This window comes from Streptomyces sp. NPDC048392, assembly GCF_043200575.1.
Lineage (GTDB): Bacteria > Actinomycetota > Actinomycetes > Streptomycetales > Streptomycetaceae > Streptomyces.
Map to the genome: position 1 here is coordinate 156703 of NZ_JBICYB010000001.1, position 16881 is coordinate 173583.

Consider the following 16881-nt stretch of genomic DNA (forward strand, 5'->3'; position numbering starts at 1 on the left):
CCAACGGAAGCCCGGATTCGGACTTGTGCGGAGGACGTGACAACATGCCGTCATGTCCTCCGCACTGACCGATCTTTTCCCCTACCCGATCGTGCAGGCGCCCATGGCGGGCGGCGTCTCCGTGCCACGGCTCGCGGCCGCGGTGTCCGAGGCGGGAGGGCTGGGATTCCTGGCCGCCGGGTACAAGACCGCGGACGGGATGTACCAGGAGATCAAGCAGCTGCGGGGGCTGACGAACCGCCCTTTCGGCGTCAACCTCTTCCTGCCGCAGCCGGAGACGGCCGACCCCGCCGCCGTCGGTGTCTACGCCCACCAGCTGGCCGGTGAGGCCGCCTGGTACGAGACGGAGCTCGGCGACCCCGACAGCCCCCGCGACGACGGCTACGACACCAAGCTCGCCGTACTGCTGGACAACCCCGTGCCGGTGGTGTCCTTCCACTTCGGCGTCCCGAGCCGCGAGGCCGTCGACGCCCTGCACCGGGTGGGCACCTTCGCCCTGGTCACCGCGACCACCGTGGAGGAGGCGCGGGCCGTCGAGTATGCCGGCGCCGACGCCGTGATCGCGCAGGGCACCGAGGCCGGCGGCCACCAGGGCACCCACCGGGACAACCCGGACACCGGCGGCGCCGGAACCGGACTGCTGTCGCTGGTCGCCCAGGCCCGGGAGGCGGTGAGCCTGCCGATCGTCGCCGCAGGCGGCATCATGCGCGGCGGCCAGATCGCCGCCGTCCTCGCGGCGGGCGCGAGCGCGGCCCAGCTCGGCACCGCCTTCCTCCCCACCCCCGAGTCCGGCGCGCACGCCCCGCACAAGCAGGCACTGACCGACCCGCTGTTCGTCCGCACCGAACTCACCCGCGCCTTCTCCGGCCGCCCCGCCCGCGCCCTGGTCAACCGCTTCCTGCGCGAGCACGGCCCCTATGCCCCCGCCGCCTACCCCGAGGTGCACCACCTCACCGCGCCGGTGCGCAAGGCGGCGGCGAAGGCGGGCGACGCGCAGGGCCTGGCGCTCTGGGCGGGACAGGGGCACCGGATGGCCCGCGAACTGCCCGCGGGACAGCTGGTGGAGGTACTGGTGGCCGAACTCGCCGCCGCCGGGACAGCGTTGTCGGACTACGCGACGGGAGGCGGCGCCCGATGACGGCACCGGTGTTCGTGGTCGGCTCCCTGCGCCCGGAGGACCTGCCCGCGGGGGAGTACGTCCTCGACGGCCCCGAGGGGCGGCACGCCGTCTCCGTGAAGCGGCTGCGGGCCGGTGAGGACGTCGTCCTCACCGACGGACGCGGACGCCGGGCCGAGGGCGTGGTCAAGGCCGCCGAGGGCAAGGACCGGCTGGTCGTCACCGTCGTGGACGGCGTGCGCGAGGAGCCCGCGGAGCAGCCCCGCATCACCGTCGTCCAGGCCCTGCCCAAGGGCGACCGCGGCGAGCTGGCCGTCGAGACGATGACCGAGGTCGGGGTCGACGCGATCGTGCCCTGGGCGGCGTCCCGGTGCGTCACCCAGTGGAAGGGCGAGCGCGGCCTGAAGGCGCTCGGCAAGTGGCGGGCGACGGCCCGGGAGGCCGGCAAGCAGTCCCGCCGGGTCCGCTTCCCCGACGTCGCGGACGCGGCGACGAGCAAGCGGGTCGCCTCACTTCTGGCCGACGCCGCGTTCGCCGCCGTACTCCACGAGAGCGGCGAGGAACCGCTGTCCGCCGTCGAACTCCCCACCGGTGGCGACATCGTGCTGGTGGTCGGCCCCGAAGGGGGCGTGTCCCCCGAGGAACTGGCCCTCTTCGCCGCGGCCGGTGCCAAGCCCTACCGGCTGGGCCGCAGCGTCCTGCGCACCTCCACCGCGGGCACCGCCGCGACCGCCGTACTCCTGGCCCGCACCGGCCGCTGGTCCTGACGGCCCCGGCCGCCGGCCCCCGTCAGCCGTCCGCGGTGTCGGCCGGGGCGACGGCCGCCGGGAACAGCTCCCAGCCATCCGGTTCGCCCGTCGCCGCCCCGTTTCCGCCCGTGGCTCCGCGGGCAGGTGGTCCGTTCGTCCGGGACGAGCCTGCGCCGCCCGCGGTCGTTGCCCACCCGTCCGCGGTCGTGAGGAGTGGCCGTATGCGCCCTACCGCCGGTCCCGCACCGGTGGCACGCTGCCCTCCATGGGGGCATTGAGACGGATTCGGCGCGTGGCTCCGGTGGTCGTCGGCTCGGTCGTCGCCGTCGGCGGTGTCGTCGCGTGCGAGCCGGGCGGCCTGAGCTCCGCGTCGGTCGCCTACACGACCGACCGGACCGTGACCCGCGAACTGGAGCGGCAGAAGGCGGAGGTGCGCTGGCTCACCTGCACCGCCTCCTACGGCGACAAGGGCACCACCGCCTCGGCGGCCGAGAACACCGTCGCCTCCGTCCACTGCGAGGGGAGGACGGACACCGGCAAGGACATCACCGTCGACGGCAAGGTGACCCGGGTCGTCAACGGCGCCTGCGTACGCGGGAACCTGACCGCCGAGGTGGACGGCGAGGAGTGGTTCCGCGTCAAGGGGCTGGGCAACTGCGACGCCACGAGCGCCCCGCCCGACGGGAACCGGCCCTCCCCGCACGGGCCGGGCCCCACCGTGACCGTCACCCGCACCATCTGGTGCCCGGACGACCCGCACTGCCGGCCGGTGGAGGGCAAATAGCCCGGAGGGAGGTGCACGATCACCGGCCGCCCTCGGCCGGGAAGTGATCCAAACCTCTGTCGGCGGGCCGTGCCGCTGCATAGGGTGAGGGGGTGACACAGCCCGCAGCGCCTGCCTACCTCCGCTTTCCGCACCCGCACGGCGAGTTGGTCGCCTTCACCGCCGAGGACGACGTGTGGCTCGCCCCGCTCGACGGCGGCCGGGCCTGGCGGGTCAGCGCCGACAACGTGCCGGTGAACCACCCGCGGATCTCGCCCGACGGCACCACGGTCGCCTGGACCTCCACCCGCGACGGCGCTCCCGAGGTGCACGTCGCGCCCGTCGACGGCGGCCCCGCCCAGCGCCTCACCCACTGGGGCAGCGTCAGGACCCAGGTACGCGGCTGGACCGCCGAGGGCCGGGTCCTCGCCCTCAGCACCCACGGTGAGGCCAGTCTGCGCCGGACCTGGGCCCGCGCCGTCCCGCTCGACGGCGGACCGGCCACCACCCTGCCGTACGGGCCCGTCGGTGACGTCGCGTACGGGCCGCACACCGTGCTGCTGTCCACGCCGATGGGCCGCGAGGCCGCCTGGTGGAAGCGCTACCGGGGCGGCACGGCGGGCAAGCTGTGGATCGACGCCGAGGACGACGGCGAGTTCGTCCGGCTGCACGCCGACCTCGACGGCAACATCGAGTACCCCTTCTGGGCGGGCGACCGGATCGCCTTCCTCTCCGACCACGAGGGCACCGGCGCCCTCTACTCCTCCCTCGCCGACGGCTCCGACCTGCGCAGGCACACCCCCCTCGACGGCTACTACGCCCGGCACGCCGCCGGCGACGGCACCCGCGTCGTCTACTCGTCCGCCGGTGAACTGTGGACGCTGGACGACCTCGACGGGGCCGAGCCGCGCCGGCTCGGCGTCCGGCTCGGCGGCGCCCGCGTCGACCTCCAGCCGTTCCCGGTCAACGCCGCCCGCTGGTTCGGCTCCGCGTCCCCCGACCACACCGCGCGCGGCAGTGCCGTCGCCGTACGCGGCGGCGTGCACTGGGTCACCCACCGTGCCGGACCGGCCCGCGCGCTGGCCGTGACGCCCGGCGTCCGCACCCGGCTGCCGCGCACCTTCCGCGCCGACGGCGAGGAGTGGGTGGTGTGGGTGACGGACGCCGAGGGCGACGACGCCCTGGAGTTCGCGCCCGCCACGGGACTCGCCCCGGGCGCCACCGCGCGGCGCCTGGCCGCCGGGCAGCTCGGCCGGGTCCTGAATCTCGCCGTGGCCCCCGACGGCAGCCGCGTCGCCGTCGCCTCGCACGACGGGCGGGTCCTGCTCGTCGAGCGCGAGAGCGGCGAGGCCCGCGAGGTCGACCGCAGCGATCACGGCGACGCCTCCGGCCTCGTCTTCTCGCCCGACTCGTCCTGGCTCGCCTGGTCCCATCCCGGCCCCGACCCGCTGCGCCAGCTCAGGCTCGCCAACACCACCGACCTGTCGGTGAGCGAGGCGACGCCGCTGCGCTTCAAGGACTACTCGCCGGCCTTCACCCTGGACGGCAAGCACCTCGCCTTCCTCTCCACCCGCTCCTTCGACCCGGTCTACGACGAGCACGTCTTCGACCTCGCCTTCGTCGAGGGCGCCCGGCCCTACCTGATCACGCTCGCCGCGACCACCCCCTCGCCCTTCGGTCCGCAGCGCCACGGCCGCCCCTTCGAGACCCCGGACCGCGAGGAGACCCCCGACAGCGAGGGCACCCCCACCACCCGGATCGACATCGAGGGCCTCGCCGACCGCATCGTGCCCTTCCCGGTCGAGGCCGCCCGCTACTCCCGGCTGCGCGCCGCCAAGGACGGCGTCCTGTGGCTGCGTCACCCGCTCACCGGAGTCCTCGGCGCCTCCCGCGCCAACCCGGAGGACCCGGACCCGAACACCGAGCTGGAGCGGTACGACCTCGCCCAGCAGCGCGTCGAGCACCTCGCGGGCGACGCCGACCACTTCGAGGTGAGCGGCGACGGCAAACGGGTGCTGCTGTGGACCGACGGGCGGCTCAAGGTCGTCCCCAGCGACCGGCGGGCCTCCGGCGACGAGGACAGCGACACCAACATCACCGTCGACCTGGGCCGGGTCCGGCAGACCGTCGAACCGGCCGCGGAGTGGCGGCAGATGTTCGACGAGACCGGCCGCATCATGCGGGACCACTTCTGGCGGTCCGACATGAACGGCGTCGACTGGGACGGCGTCCTGGACCGCTACCGGCCCGTCCTCGACCGCCTCGCCACCCACGACGACCTGGTCGACCTCCTGTGGGAGGTGCACGGCGAACTCGGCACCTCGCACGCCTACGTCACCCCGCGCGGCGCCCACGGCTCCGGCGCGCGGCAGGGCCTGCTCGGCGCCGACCTCTCCCGCCACGAGGACGGCACCTGGCGCATCGACCGCGTCCTGCCCTCGGAGACCTCCGACCCCGACGCCCGTTCCCCGCTCGCCGCACCCGGTGTCGCCGTGCGCGCCGGGGACGCGATCGTCGCGGTCGCCGGACAGGCCGTCGACCCGGTCACCGGGCCGGGACCGCTGCTCGTCGGCACCGCCGGCAAGCCGGTCGAGCTGACCGTCTCGCCGTCCGGCGGCGGAGAGGTGCGGCACGCCGTCGTGGTCCCGCTCGCCGACGAGGAGCCGCTGCGCTACCACGCCTGGGTCGCCGACCGCCGCGCCTACGTCCACGAGAAGTCCGCCGGCCGGCTCGGCTATCTGCACGTCCCGGACATGCAGGCGCCCGGCTGGGCCCAGATCCACCGCGACCTGCGCGTCGAGGTGATCCGGGAGGGCCTGGTCGTCGACGTCCGCGAGAACCGCGGCGGGCACACCTCCCAGCTGGTCGTGGAGAAGCTGGCCCGGCGGATCGTCGGCTGGGACCTGCCGCGCGGCATGCGGCCGACCAGCTACCCGCAGGACGCGCCCCGCGGGCCGGTCGTCGCCGTCGCCAACGAGTTCTCCGGCTCCGACGGCGACATCGTCAACGCCGCGATCAAGGCGCTCGGCATCGGGCCGGTCGTCGGCGTCCGCACCTGGGGCGGCGTCATCGGCATCGACAGCCGCTACCGGCTGGTCGACGGCACGCTGATCACCCAGCCGAAGTACGCGTTCTGGCTGGAGGGTTACGGCTGGGGCGTGGAGAACCACGGCGTCGATCCGGACGTCGAGGTCCCCCAGCGCCCGCAGGACCACGCGGCGGGCCGCGACCCTCAACTGGACGAGGCGGTCCGGCTCGCGCTGGCGGCGCTGGAGGAGACTCCGGCGAAGACCCCGCCGGCCCTGCCCTGAGCGCGGGCGGTCGGGCCCGCCGCGGCGGGTGGCGGCCCGGCGGAACGGGGTGCCGCCCGCGTCCGCCCGCGCCGCCCCCGGGACGCCTTCCAGGGCGTGCGGGCGCTGGAGGGGGACGCCCGGCCGCGGCCCGGTGGATACGATGCCCACAGAAGATCACCACCGTAAGGAGCCCCCATGACGGGTGAGCCACAGGACGACTGCCTCTTCTGCAAGATCGTCGCAGGCCAGATCCCCGCGACGATCGTCCGCGAGACGGACACGACCGTCGCGTTCCGGGACATAAACCCCCAGGCCCCCACCCACGTCCTGGTGATCCCCAAGGCCCACCACAAGGACGCCGCCGCGCTGGCCGCCGCCGCCCCGGAGCTGGCCGCCGACGTCCTGCGCGAGACCCGGGCCGTCGCCGACGACGAGAGGCTGGACAGCTACCGCACCGTCTTCAACACCGGCGGCGGCGCCGGTCAGACCGTCTGGCACGCGCACGCCCACGTCCTCGGCGGACGCGGTCTCGAATGGCCCCCCGGATAGGCCGGGACAGGCACCGTGTCCGTACGTGAGCTGGTCGTCCTCGGCACCGCGAGCCAGGTCCCGACCCGGCACCGCAACCACAACGGCTACCTGCTGCGCTGGGACGGCGAGGGCATCCTGTTCGACCCCGGCGAGGGCACGCAGCGCCAGATGCTGCGCGCCGGGGTCGCCGCCCACGACCTGAACCGGATCTGCGTCACGCACTTCCACGGCGACCACAGCCTGGGCCTCGCCGGTGTCATCCAGCGTGTCAACCTGGACCGGGTGCCGCACGAGATCACCGCCCACTACCCGCGCTCCGGCCGGCGCTTCTTCGAGCGCCTGCGGTACGCCACCGCCTACCGCGAGACCGTCGCCCTCACCGAGGCGCCGGTCGACACGGACGGACCCCTGGCGGTCACCCCCGCCTACACCCTGGACGCCCACAGGCTGTCCCACCCCGTCGAGTCGTACGGCTACCGGCTCACCGAGCCCGACGGCCGCCGCATGCTGCCCGACCGCCTGGCCGCGCACGGCATCAAGGGCCCCGACGTCGGCCGCATCCAGCGCGACGGCTCGCTGAACGGCGTCCCGCTCGACGAGGTCAGCGAGACGCGCCGCGGCCAGCGGTTCGCGTTCGTCATGGACACCCGGCTGTGCGAGGGCGTGCAGGTCCTCGCCGAGGGCTGCGACCTGCTGGTCATCGAGTCCACCTTCCTCGACGAGGACGAGGCCCTCGCCACCGACCACGGTCACCTCACCGCAGGTCAGGCGGCCCGGGCCGCCCGGGACGCGGGCGTACGGCACCTCGTGCTGACCCACTTCAGCCAGCGCTACCCGGACCCCGGGGAGTTCGAGCGGCAGGCGAGGTCGGCCGGTTACGCGGGCGAGCTGACCGTGGCCCGCGACCTCACCCGCGTCCCGGTTCCGAAACGTCGGTGAAACCGCCGTACGATGCTGCGATGCCCCTGCCCAAAGCTGAACTGCACCTCCACATCGAAGGCACCCTGGAACCCGAGCTGGCCTTCGCGCTGGCCGCCCGCAACGGCGTGTCCCTGCCGTACGCGGACGAGGACGCGCTGCGCGAGGCGTACCGCTTCGAGGACCTCCAGTCCTTCCTGAACCTGTACTACGGGCTGATGGCCGTCCTGCGCACCGAGCGGGACTTCGAGGACCTCGCGAACGCCTACCTCGCCCGCGCCGCCGCGCAGGGCGTCCGGCACGCCGAGATCTTCTTCGACCCGCAGGCCCACCTGGCCCGGGGCGTGGAGATGGGCACGGTCGTGGAGGGGCTGTGGCGGGCGCTGGGCCGCAGCCGGGAGAACCACGGCGTCTCGACCCGGCTGATCCTCTGCTTCCTGCGCGACGAGTCCGCCGAGTCGGCCCTGGAGACGCTGGACGCCGCCAAGCCGTACCTGGACCGCATCACCGGCGTCGGCCTGGACTCCGCCGAGGTCGGCCACCCGCCGGTCAAGTTCCGCGCGGTGTACGAGGCGGCCGCCGCCCTCGGGCTGCGCCGGGTCGCGCACGCGGGCGAGGAGGGACCGCCCGAGTACGTCACCGAGGCCCTGGACGTCCTCGGCGTCGAGCGGATCGACCACGGGCTGCGCTCGGTGGAGGACCCGGCGCTGGTCGAGCGACTGGTGCGCGAGCGCGTCCCGCTCACCCTGTGTCCGCTGTCCAACGTGCGGCTGCGCACGGTCGACACCCTCGCCGGCCACCCGCTGCCCGCGATGCTCGACGCGGGCCTGATGTGCACGGTCAACTCCGACGACCCGGCCTACTTCGGCGGCTACGCGGGCGACAACTTCGACGCCGTACGCGCGGCCCTCGGCCTGACCGAGGACCGGCTGCGGGAGCTGGCCCGCAACTCCTTCCTCGCCTCGTTCCTGGAGGACGACGAGGACTTGCGGGCGCGCTGCCTGGCCGAGGTGGCGGCCTACGAGTTCCCCGCCGCGTAGCCGCCGCGCGCCGGGCTCAGCCCGGCCCTGACCCCGGTGCGGCCGCCTGCCGGGGGTCCCGAGGTGTCGTAGGCGCCCTGGACGGCCCTGGCCGGGGCCTCCACGTCGGTCTCCACGACCGGCTGCTCCACGGCGCCGACCTCGGGCACCGCACCGCTGGGCGTGCCGGTGGCGGCGGCGACCAGCGCGGCCGGGTCGAGGTAGCTGGTGCCGGTGAGCAGGGCGTGGGTGCCGATGCCGTACAGCGAGCCGGTGGAGTCGGTGCGCACCCAGCCGCGTGAGATCAGGGTCCGCAGCAGTGCGTACATCGAACTGCGCGGCACCCCCAGCCCGGCCGCCAGCTCCCGGAGCCGCGCCGGGCGGTCCCCGCGCGCGGCCAGCACCTCCAGCAGCTCCACCGTGCGCGCCGCGGACTTCACCTCACGGACGCCGCCTGCCGCGCCCCCGGTCTCGGACATGTGCCGATCGTAGACGGAGGCCCCTCGGCCCATTGACGCCCGACGGTCACCTACCTAATCTCCATCTTCATACGTGGATGACATCTACATACGGAGACCGTCGAGGGGCAGCGAGGCCAGTGGAGATGAGGCGCGTGGACCCCGGCACCGGCACCGGCACAGGCACCGACCGGGCGGCCGTGGTCCGGCGGCTGGCGCGGGGCATGGCGACGCGCGTGCTGTCCTTCCCGCTGACCAGCTTCCGCGAGGACGGCTCCCTCGATCCCGACGGCTGCCGGGCCCACGTCGCCGAGCGGCTCGCCGCCGGACCCGGCGCCCTCTTCCCCGCCCGCGGCACCGGCGAGTTCATCTCCCTCGACGAGGACGAGCACCGGCGGGTCGTCACCATCGCCGTCGAGGAGACGGCCGGGCGGGTGCCCGTCCTCGCCGGAACCCCGGCCGGCAGCTGCCGCGCGACTTGCACCTGCCCTTCGTCGAACTGCGCGACCGCGTCCCCGGATACGGGGTGTCCCTCGTGAAGGCGGCGGCCCGGCCGCGCGGTTGCCCGGTGGGCCCCGCGCGCGCCCCGCTCACCGACCTCACGGCCGCCGAACCGGCCGCACCGAAGACCCCGCTCACCGCCGGACTCGACCTCGTAGGAGCCACCCTGTGACCCGCGACCTCACCATCACCGCCGTCCGCCTCACGCCGATCCTCGTCGCGGACCCGCCCCTGCTCAACACGCAGGGCGTGCACCAGCCGTACACCCCCCGGCTGATCATCGAGGTGGAGACCGCCGACGGGATCACCGGCGTCGGCGAGACCTACGGCGACACCAAGTACCTGGAGCCGGCCCGCCCGTTCGCCGAGAAGCTGGTCGGCCGTCAGGTCAGTGACCTCAACGCCCTGTTCGTCCTGGCCGACGAGGTGGCCGTCGACTCCGCACGGGTCTCCGGGCAGGTCGACGTCGGCGGGCTGCGCGGCGTCCAGACCGCGGACAAGCTGCGCCTGTCCGTCGTCTCCGGCTTCGAGGTCGCCTGCCTCGACGCCCTCGGCAAGGCGCTCGGCCTGCCCGTGCACGCCCTGCTGGGCGGCAAGGTGCGCGACGCCGTCGAGTACAGCGCGTACCTCTTCTACAAGTGGGCCGCCCACCCCGAGGGCGTGGCGTCGGAGAAGGACGACTGGGGCGCCGCCGTCGACCCGGCCGGCGTGGTCGGGCAGGCCCGTGCCTTCACCGAGCGGTACGGCTTCACCTCCTTCAAGCTCAAGGGCGGCGTCTTCCCGCCCGACGAGGAGATCGCCGCGATCAGGGCCCTGGCCGAGGCCTTCCCCGGGCACCCGCTGCGCCTGGACCCCAACGGCGCCTGGTCCGTGGAGACCTCGCTACGGGTCGCCGCGGAACTCGGGGACGTCCTGGAGTACCTGGAGGACCCCGCGCTGGGCACCCCGGCCATGGCCGAGGTCGCCGCGGGGACGGGAGGTGCGGCGCGAAGCGCCTCGGGCAAGGGTGGTGGTGGGCGACGGGCGGGCGTGCCGCTCGCCACCAACATGTGCGTGACGACGTTCGCCGAGATCCCGGAGGCGTTCGCCAAGGGCGCCGTCCAGGTCGTGCTCTGCGACCACCACTACTGGGGCGGGCTGCGCAACACCCAGCAACTCGCCGCCGTCTGCCGCACCTTCGACGTCGGGGTGTCCATGCACTCCAACACCCACCTCGGCATCAGCCTCGCCGCCATGACCCATGTGGCGGCCACCGTGCCGAACCTCCACCACGCCTGCGACTCCCACTACCCCTGGCAGTCCGAGGACGTCCTCACCGAACGGCTCACCTTCGACGGCGGCAAGGTCACCGTCTCCGACGCCCCCGGCCTCGGCGTGGAACTCGACCGCGACAGGCTGGAGTTCCTCCACCGCCGCTGGCGCGACGACGACGGCACGCTGCGCGACCGCGACGACGCGGCCGCGATGCGGATCGCCGCCCCCGAGTGGGTCACCCCGCCCGTGCCCCGCTGGTGAGCCGCCGGTCCCCCCTTCCCCTGCCGCGACCGTAGCCGCCCGTGTCCGCGGTGCCACCCGTCCCGAAGCGCGGCACCGGAGAGCCCCGGGCGCCGCCCGCAGCGCGCACTCCGGACCGGCCACGGCCTGACACCGCACGCCGGGCACCGCCGGACAGCCGGTGGCGTGGTGCACACTGGCGGGGTCCGCACCATGCCAGGGAGCGCACCGTGACAGCGTCCACCGTGTCCACCGCGTCCGACGTGCCCGCCATGCCCGTCATGCCGGCCGACGAGAGAACGCACCGCCACACCCAGAGCGAGGGACCGCACCGCCGGCCCGAGGCCGATCCCCTCGCCGCCCTGCGCACCCCGCAGGACCCGCCCTGGGACGTGTACCTGACGGGCACCGTCTTCCTCGACGTCGTCTTCACCGGGCTCGACTCCGCCCCGGTGCGCGGGACCGAGTCCTGGGCACGCGGGATGGGGTCGAGCCCGGGCGGCGTGGCGAACATGGCGACCGCGCTGGCCCGCCTCGGCCTGCGCACCTCGCTGGCCGCGGCCTTCGGCGACGACCACTACGGCGACTACTGCCGGGACGCGCTCGCGCAGGGCGAGGGCATCGACCTGTCCACGTCCCGCACCGTGCCCGGCTGGCACTCGCCGGTGACGGTCTCGATGGCGTACGAGGGAGAGCGCACGATGGTCTCCCACGGTCACGAGCCGCCGCCCGGGGAACCGTCCCCCGACTGCCCGCCGCGCGCCCGCGCCGCCGTCGCCTCCCTCACGCCCGGCGTCCGGGCCCCCTGGATCGCCCAGGCCGCCGCGCGCGGCACCCGCGTCTTCGCCGACGTCGGCTGGGACGACACCGGCGCCTGGGACCTGGCCGGGCTGCCCGACCTCGCGCACTGCGAGGCCTTCCTGCCGAACGCGCAGGAGGCCATGCGCTACACCGGCGCCACCTGCCCCCGCGCCGCCGCGCACGCCCTGACCGCGCACGTGCCGCTCGCGGTGGTCACCCTCGGCGCGGACGGCGCCTACGCCGTTGACCGGCGTACGGGGGAGAGCGCCGAGGTGCCGGCCATCGAGGTGGAGGCCCTGGACCCGACCGGCGCGGGGGACGTCTTCGTCGCCGGGTTCGTCACCGGCACCCTGGCAGGCTGGCCGCTCGCCGACCGCCTGGCCTTCGCCGGGCTGACCGCCGCCCTGTCCGTCCAGGAGTTCGGCGGCTCGCTGTCGGCGCCGGGCTGGTGCGAGATCGCCACCTGGTGGCGCAAGGTCCAGTCGGTCGAGGGCCAGGACCCGACGGCCCTGCGCCGCTACGCCTTCCTGGCCGGCCTCGTCCCCGACGTCCCGCCCGGCTCCTGGCCCCTGCGCCGCGCGGTCCCGACCATCGGCTTCCGCCGCCCGGCCTGACCGGAGCCCCTCAGAAGCCGAGCCGCCACAGCCGCCTGTCGCGCCGCCAGTCCTCGGCGACCTTCACGTGCGGGTCCTGGCTGCGTCGATGTGCGGCCGCCGCCGCGTGGCGGGCGTGTTGTCCGGTCCGGGAGCGCCGACGTGTGGCAGCCGGTCGGGCCGGTCAGAACCCGAGGCGCCGCAGCTGCTTCGGGTCGCGCTGCCAGTCCTTGGCGACCTTCACGTGCAGGTCCAGGAAGACCGGCGTGCCGAGGAGCGCCTCGATCTGCTTGCGGGACTTGATGCCGACGTCCTTCAGTCGCTTGCCCTTGGGGCCGATGATGATGCCCTTCTGGCTGGGGCGCTCGATGAAAACGTTGGCGTGGATGTCCAGCAGGGGCTTGTCGGCGGGCCGGTCCTCACGCGGCAGCATCTCCTCGACGACCACCGCGATGGAGTGCGGCAGCTCGTCCCGTACGCCCTCCAGCGCGGCCTCCCGGATCAGCTCGGCCACCATGACCTGCTCGGGCTCGTCGGTCAGATCGCCCTCGGGGTAGAGCGCGGGGCCCTCGGGCAGCATCGGGGTGAGGAGGTCGGCCAGGAGGTCCACCTGCTGGTTGGCCGTGGCGGACACCGGGACGATCTCCGCCCAGGTGATGCCCAGCTCCTTGCCGAGCTGGTCGATCGCGATCAGCTGCTCGGCCAGGGTCTTGGAGTCCACCAGGTCGGTCTTGGTGACGATCGCGACCTTCGGGGTCTTCCTGATCCCGGCCAGCTCCTTGGCGATGAAGCGGTCACCGGGGCCCAGCTTCTCGTTCGCCGGGAGGCAGAAACCGATGACGTCCACCTCGGCCCAGGTCGCGCGGACCACGTCGTTGAGCCGCTCGCCCAGCAGCGTGCGCGGCTTGTGCAGCCCGGGGGTGTCCACCAGGATCAGCTGAGCCTCCGGGCGGTGCACGATGCCCCGTACGGTGTGCCGGGTGGTCTGGGGGCGGTTCGAGGTGATCGCCACCTTCTGCCCGACCAGAGCGTTCGTGAGGGTGGACTTGCCCGCGTTGGGGCGGCCCACGAAGGAGGCGAAGCCGGCCCGGTGAACAGCCTCGGCCGGTTCTTCGGATGACTGGGTACGAACGCTCATGGCGCCCATTGTCCCTGATCCGCGAAGCCCCGCCGTACCACGGTCGCCCCAGGGCTCGCGCACCGTGGGAACGGCCGAGCCCGGCCGCCTCCGGAGGGGGAGGGGCCGGGCTGGGCAGGCGCGATGGCGGTGGAGTCAGCCGAAGGCCTTGACCGCGTTCCAGTCCACGGTCAGGACGACCTTCACCGCTCGGTTCGTGTCGGTCCTGGACGGGTAGTAGACGCGCGTCTGGCCGTCGGAGCCCAGGCGGGCCCAGAGGTCGGGGATGCCGTCGCCGCTGACGTCGGGGATGCCGATGGCGGTCGGCACGTTGGACTCGGTCCAGCCCGAGCCGTAGGGCACGTCGCCGTCGAGGGACCCGGCGGCGAGCTTGAGCGAGACGAGGTCGACGCTGCCGCTGACCGGACCGGGCTTGCCGTGCCGGACGTACATGTTGCCGTTGTCCAGGTTGCGCCAGAGCAGGTCGGGGGTCTTGTCGCCGTTGATGTCGGCGACATTGACGATCTCCCGCCGCGCCCAGGCGTCGTCGTTCATCAGCGTGGCCGTCTGGAAGGCGGCACCGGTGTATCCGGACAGTGTCCAGAACTCGGCGCCGGCCCGCAGGACCAGATCGGGGTGCCGGTCGCCGGTGATGTCGCCGACCGCCTTGATCTGCGTCCAGGTCGACGGGGCGGGGACGCCCGCGGGCAGCCGGACGCTGATCCGCTCGCCCACGTCGAAGCTGCCGTAGCCGTCACCGGGGTAGAGCCAGAACCGGCCGTCCGGGGTGACGGCGAACAGGTCGGTGGCGCCGTCGCCGGGGTAGGTGTCCGCGTAGTGGGTGATCAGCGAGGACTTGCCCGTGGCCGGGTCGTACCAGTGGTTCGGCGGGTGCAGCTTCGCCTCGGACGAGTTGTCGTCCTTGGTGTAGGCGGCGCCCAGGCAGCCGTACAGTTCGCCGCCCTCGTTGCCCACGCAGTTGAACAGGTTGCCGTTGGCGTCCACGATCAGCAGGTCGGGGACCCCGTCGCCGCCCGTGTCACCGGGTGCGTCGGCGGTGTCCCGCGGTGGTACGTAAAAGGTGTAGTCGGAGCGGACGCTCCGGTTGCCGTACGCGTCGTAGGCGTACACGTTGAGCCAGTTCGGACCGGCGTGCGGCGGCTTCAGGGCGGGCAGGGTGGCCTTGCCGGAGGCGTCCGCCGTCACGTAGACCCAGTCCAGGCCCTCGATCGCGTACTGGAACTTCGCCGCGCCCGCAGAGGTGAAGGTCACCGAGCCGGCCGATCCGAACTTGACCTTCGACCAGGTCTCGCCGTTGGGGGTGGCCTGCGGGAAGTCGGCGCTCTCGATCTCGGGTTGCGGCGGTGCCGTGGCGTCGATCGTGAACCGGCAGGGCTCGGTACCCGGTGGGAAGTACGTGGAGGCCGCGTCGTCGCTGTCCACGGCGCGCACGTCCCACGAGTAGGTGGTCCTGTCCGCCAGGGACGCGGTGGAGACGACCAGCCTGGCGGTGCCACCGGAGTCCGGCGTCCTGTTGTAGGTGACCGGGGTTCCGCCGGTCTTCCAGAAGCGGAACTGGAGCTTCTCCAGGTTGCCGTCCGGGTCCTTGGCGTTCGCCGAGATGGTGATGTCGGTCTTGCCGATGGTCACGCCCGCGCCCGGGGCCGGCGAGCAGGCGCCACCGGGCGACGTCTTGCCGCCGGTGGGCTCGCCCGGCTTGCGGTTGTAGTCGACCGTCAGTGTCGCCGAGGTCGCCCGGAACTTCCGCCAGGTCTGCGTGTCCGACTCGCTGGTGGCCCGCATGCCGAAGGTGATGTTCGACCAGCCGTTGGTCGCACCCTTCTGGGCGGCGGCGTCCACGTCGAACGACTCGTACTCGTCCGGGCAGGAACTGGAGGACCAGCCGTGCGCGAACGACTGCTTGGCGAGCCGCGTGGCCCAGCTGGGCTGCTTGTTCCACGTCGTACCGGAGGAGATCGCCCCGGTCAGGTAGAACTGGAACTCTCGCTTCGTGCAGGACCAGGAGTGGTTGTTGAGCACCTTGAACTTCGCGTCGGAGACCGTCGCGCCCTTCAGGCTGCTGCTGAACTTCATGCGCCAGAAGGAGCGTGCGGTGCCGTTCGTCTCGTCCTCGTGGCCGACGCGGGCGTCCGAGGTGCCGGAGCTGAAGTTGGTGCCGTTCCAGAAGCTGGTGTTCGGGTACGGCCTGTACGCCACCGTCCACGCCTGCCAGGAACCGTTGAGGGTCGGGTCGACGAACACCGGGAAGCGGGTGTCCGCGCCGGTGAGCAGGTCCGACTCGCCCAGGCCGAGGTCCATCCGGGCCGACTTCGTCCGGTCGCCCGCCAGGCGCACCCGCAGCTGGGTCTGCCGAGCCCCGGGCTCGATGCCGCTCAGCCCGGACAGCTTCAGAACGTCGGCCGGCGTGGCGACGGAGGTGCGCTGTTCGCTCTCGGGCAGCTCGGGATCACGGCCGCTCGAGTCCCAGGCGAACGGCGTCGGAACGGAGCCGATCTCCTTGCCCGCGCCGTCGAGCACCATCACGCGGCTGCCGTCCTCGGCGTACTGGAACACGGCCGTGCGGGAGCGCAGCCCGTAGGAGACCTTCGTCAGCGCCTGGCTGCGCGCGGCCTCACGGTTCTTGACGATCAGCAGCTGGGCGAACCCGCCCTCCTCCCGCGCCACCAGGAGCAGGTCGACGCCCGGCAGAACCTCCGGGTACAGGGCCCTGGGGCCGTCCAGCACCGGCTCGGGCAGCTCGCCCGGCCAGGTGTAGGCGACGGTGTGGCCGTCGATGTCCAGTTCCGCCAGCACGGTCTCCCGCGCGGCGGGCCCGCCGGCCAGCGGCACCCGCGCGTAGGAGCGGTCCGCGCGGTTCTTCCCGCCGGGGGTGCCGCTGGAGAACCGCACGGGCATCGCGGGGTTGGCCGGGCGGACACCGAGGGTGTCACCGGCCTTCCCGGTCCGCCGCAGCCGGTTGTCGATCGGTGCCCACGCCCCCTCGGCGTTCTTCACCCGCTTGGGCAGCGCGGTCATCTCGGTGCGCATCTTGCCGTCGGGCAGCGCCCAGGTCCGCGAGGTGGCGGTGGTCGCCGTGTCGACGAGCACCTGCTTGCGGGTGCGCCGGGCCTCGGACACGGCGGCGGCCTCGTCGCGGGGGCCGGTCGCCGCGGGTTCGGCGTCCGCGGACCGGTTCGCCTGTGGGGCGGGTGAGTCGTCGGGCAGCCACCACGGCAGCAGGGTGGCGGTCAGGGCGGCCAGGACGAGGCCGAGGGTGAGGGTCAGCCTGGTGCGCGTGCGCACGAAAGGGCTGAGAAAACGGGGCGGCGCGGACACGGCGGTGGTCACTCCCGTGTGGACCAGGCGGATGGGGGCAGCACGGACGGCCCCGGACGGCGGGCCGCGGGGCATGGGCGCGCACACGATCACATGATCCGCACGAGCCGTCCATGTATGAATAATTTATGAGTTTGTTACGACCATTCCGTGACCATGAGTGATCGGGATTCGGGTGCCGGATGTACGGC

At 73.6% G+C, this 16881-nt stretch carries 11 protein-coding genes and 2 pseudogenes; 10 read left to right on the forward strand and 3 right to left on the reverse strand.

Going from position 1 to position 16881, the window contains the following annotated elements:
• Window positions 1–52: 52 nt before the first annotated feature.
• The 7 genes from ACGFYH_RS00630 (at window position 53) to ACGFYH_RS00660 (ending at window position 8411) form a co-directional block, all read left to right on the forward strand.
• On the forward strand, window positions 53–1138 hold the full coding sequence (locus tag ACGFYH_RS00630) for a nitronate monooxygenase (RefSeq protein ID WP_393800935.1): 1086 nt from the start codon (window positions 53–55) through the stop codon (window positions 1136–1138).
• A complete protein-coding gene (locus ACGFYH_RS00635) occupies window positions 1135–1884 on the forward strand; it encodes a 16S rRNA (uracil(1498)-N(3))-methyltransferase (protein WP_393800936.1) in 750 nt (249 codons plus the stop codon). The genes ACGFYH_RS00630 and ACGFYH_RS00635 overlap by 4 nt, the downstream gene beginning before the upstream one ends.
• Before the next feature lie 247 nt (window positions 1885–2131).
• Window positions 2132–2650 carry a hypothetical protein gene (locus tag ACGFYH_RS00640; protein WP_393800937.1) on the forward strand — a complete coding sequence of 173 codons (519 nt, stop codon included), beginning with the start codon at window positions 2132–2134 and terminating at the stop codon, window positions 2648–2650.
• 92 nt (window positions 2651–2742) lie between these two features.
• Window positions 2743–5940 (forward strand): S41 family peptidase, encoded by a 3198-nt coding sequence (locus ACGFYH_RS00645; RefSeq protein ID WP_393800938.1) that lies wholly within the window; start codon window positions 2743–2745, stop codon window positions 5938–5940.
• Between the two features lie 177 nt (window positions 5941–6117).
• Entirely contained in the window at window positions 6118–6471 is a 354-nt protein-coding gene (locus ACGFYH_RS00650; RefSeq protein ID WP_393800939.1) for a histidine triad nucleotide-binding protein, read from the forward strand.
• Window positions 6472–6486: 15 nt separating this feature from the next.
• The gene (locus tag ACGFYH_RS00655) at window positions 6487–7392 is read left to right on the forward strand and encodes a ribonuclease Z (protein ID WP_393800940.1); all 906 of its coding nucleotides are present in this window, start codon (window positions 6487–6489) and stop codon (window positions 7390–7392) included.
• A 20-nt stretch (window positions 7393–7412) separates the two neighbouring features.
• Entirely contained in the window at window positions 7413–8411 is a 999-nt protein-coding gene (locus tag ACGFYH_RS00660) for an adenosine deaminase (RefSeq protein WP_393800941.1), read from the forward strand.
• Window positions 8412–8584: 173 nt separating this feature from the next.
• On the opposite strand, the pseudogene ACGFYH_RS00665 reads toward ACGFYH_RS00660, so the two are convergent.
• Window positions 8585–8869: pseudogene (locus ACGFYH_RS00665) on the reverse strand (helix-turn-helix domain-containing protein); the annotation flags it as partial.
• A 125-nt stretch (window positions 8870–8994) separates the two neighbouring features.
• Here ACGFYH_RS00665 and ACGFYH_RS00670 point away from each other — a divergent pair.
• The 3 genes and pseudogenes from ACGFYH_RS00670 to ACGFYH_RS00680 all read left to right on the forward strand — a co-directional run bounded on the left by ACGFYH_RS00670 (window position 8995) and on the right by ACGFYH_RS00680 (window position 12258).
• Window positions 8995–9521: pseudogene (locus tag ACGFYH_RS00670) on the forward strand (dihydrodipicolinate synthase family protein).
• The gene (locus tag ACGFYH_RS00675) at window positions 9518–10864 is read left to right on the forward strand and encodes a glucarate dehydratase family protein (protein ID WP_393800942.1); all 1347 of its coding nucleotides are present in this window, start codon (window positions 9518–9520) and stop codon (window positions 10862–10864) included. Before ACGFYH_RS00670 ends, ACGFYH_RS00675 begins: the two are co-directional and overlap by 4 nt.
• Before the next feature lie 260 nt (window positions 10865–11124).
• Window positions 11125–12258 carry a carbohydrate kinase family protein gene (locus ACGFYH_RS00680; RefSeq protein WP_393801499.1) on the forward strand — a complete coding sequence of 378 codons (1134 nt, stop codon included), beginning with the start codon at window positions 11125–11127 and terminating at the stop codon, window positions 12256–12258.
• Window positions 12259–12421: 163 nt separating this feature from the next.
• Here the strand turns inward: ACGFYH_RS00680 and era are convergent, their stop codons facing one another.
• A complete protein-coding gene (era, locus tag ACGFYH_RS00685) occupies window positions 12422–13375 on the reverse strand; it encodes a GTPase Era (RefSeq protein WP_393800943.1) in 954 nt (317 codons plus the stop codon).
• Window positions 13376–13510: 135 nt separating this feature from the next.
• Window positions 13511–16657 (reverse strand): DNRLRE domain-containing protein, encoded by a 3147-nt coding sequence (locus tag ACGFYH_RS00690; RefSeq protein WP_393800944.1) that lies wholly within the window; start codon window positions 16655–16657, stop codon window positions 13511–13513.
• Window positions 16658–16881: the final 224 nt, after the last annotated feature.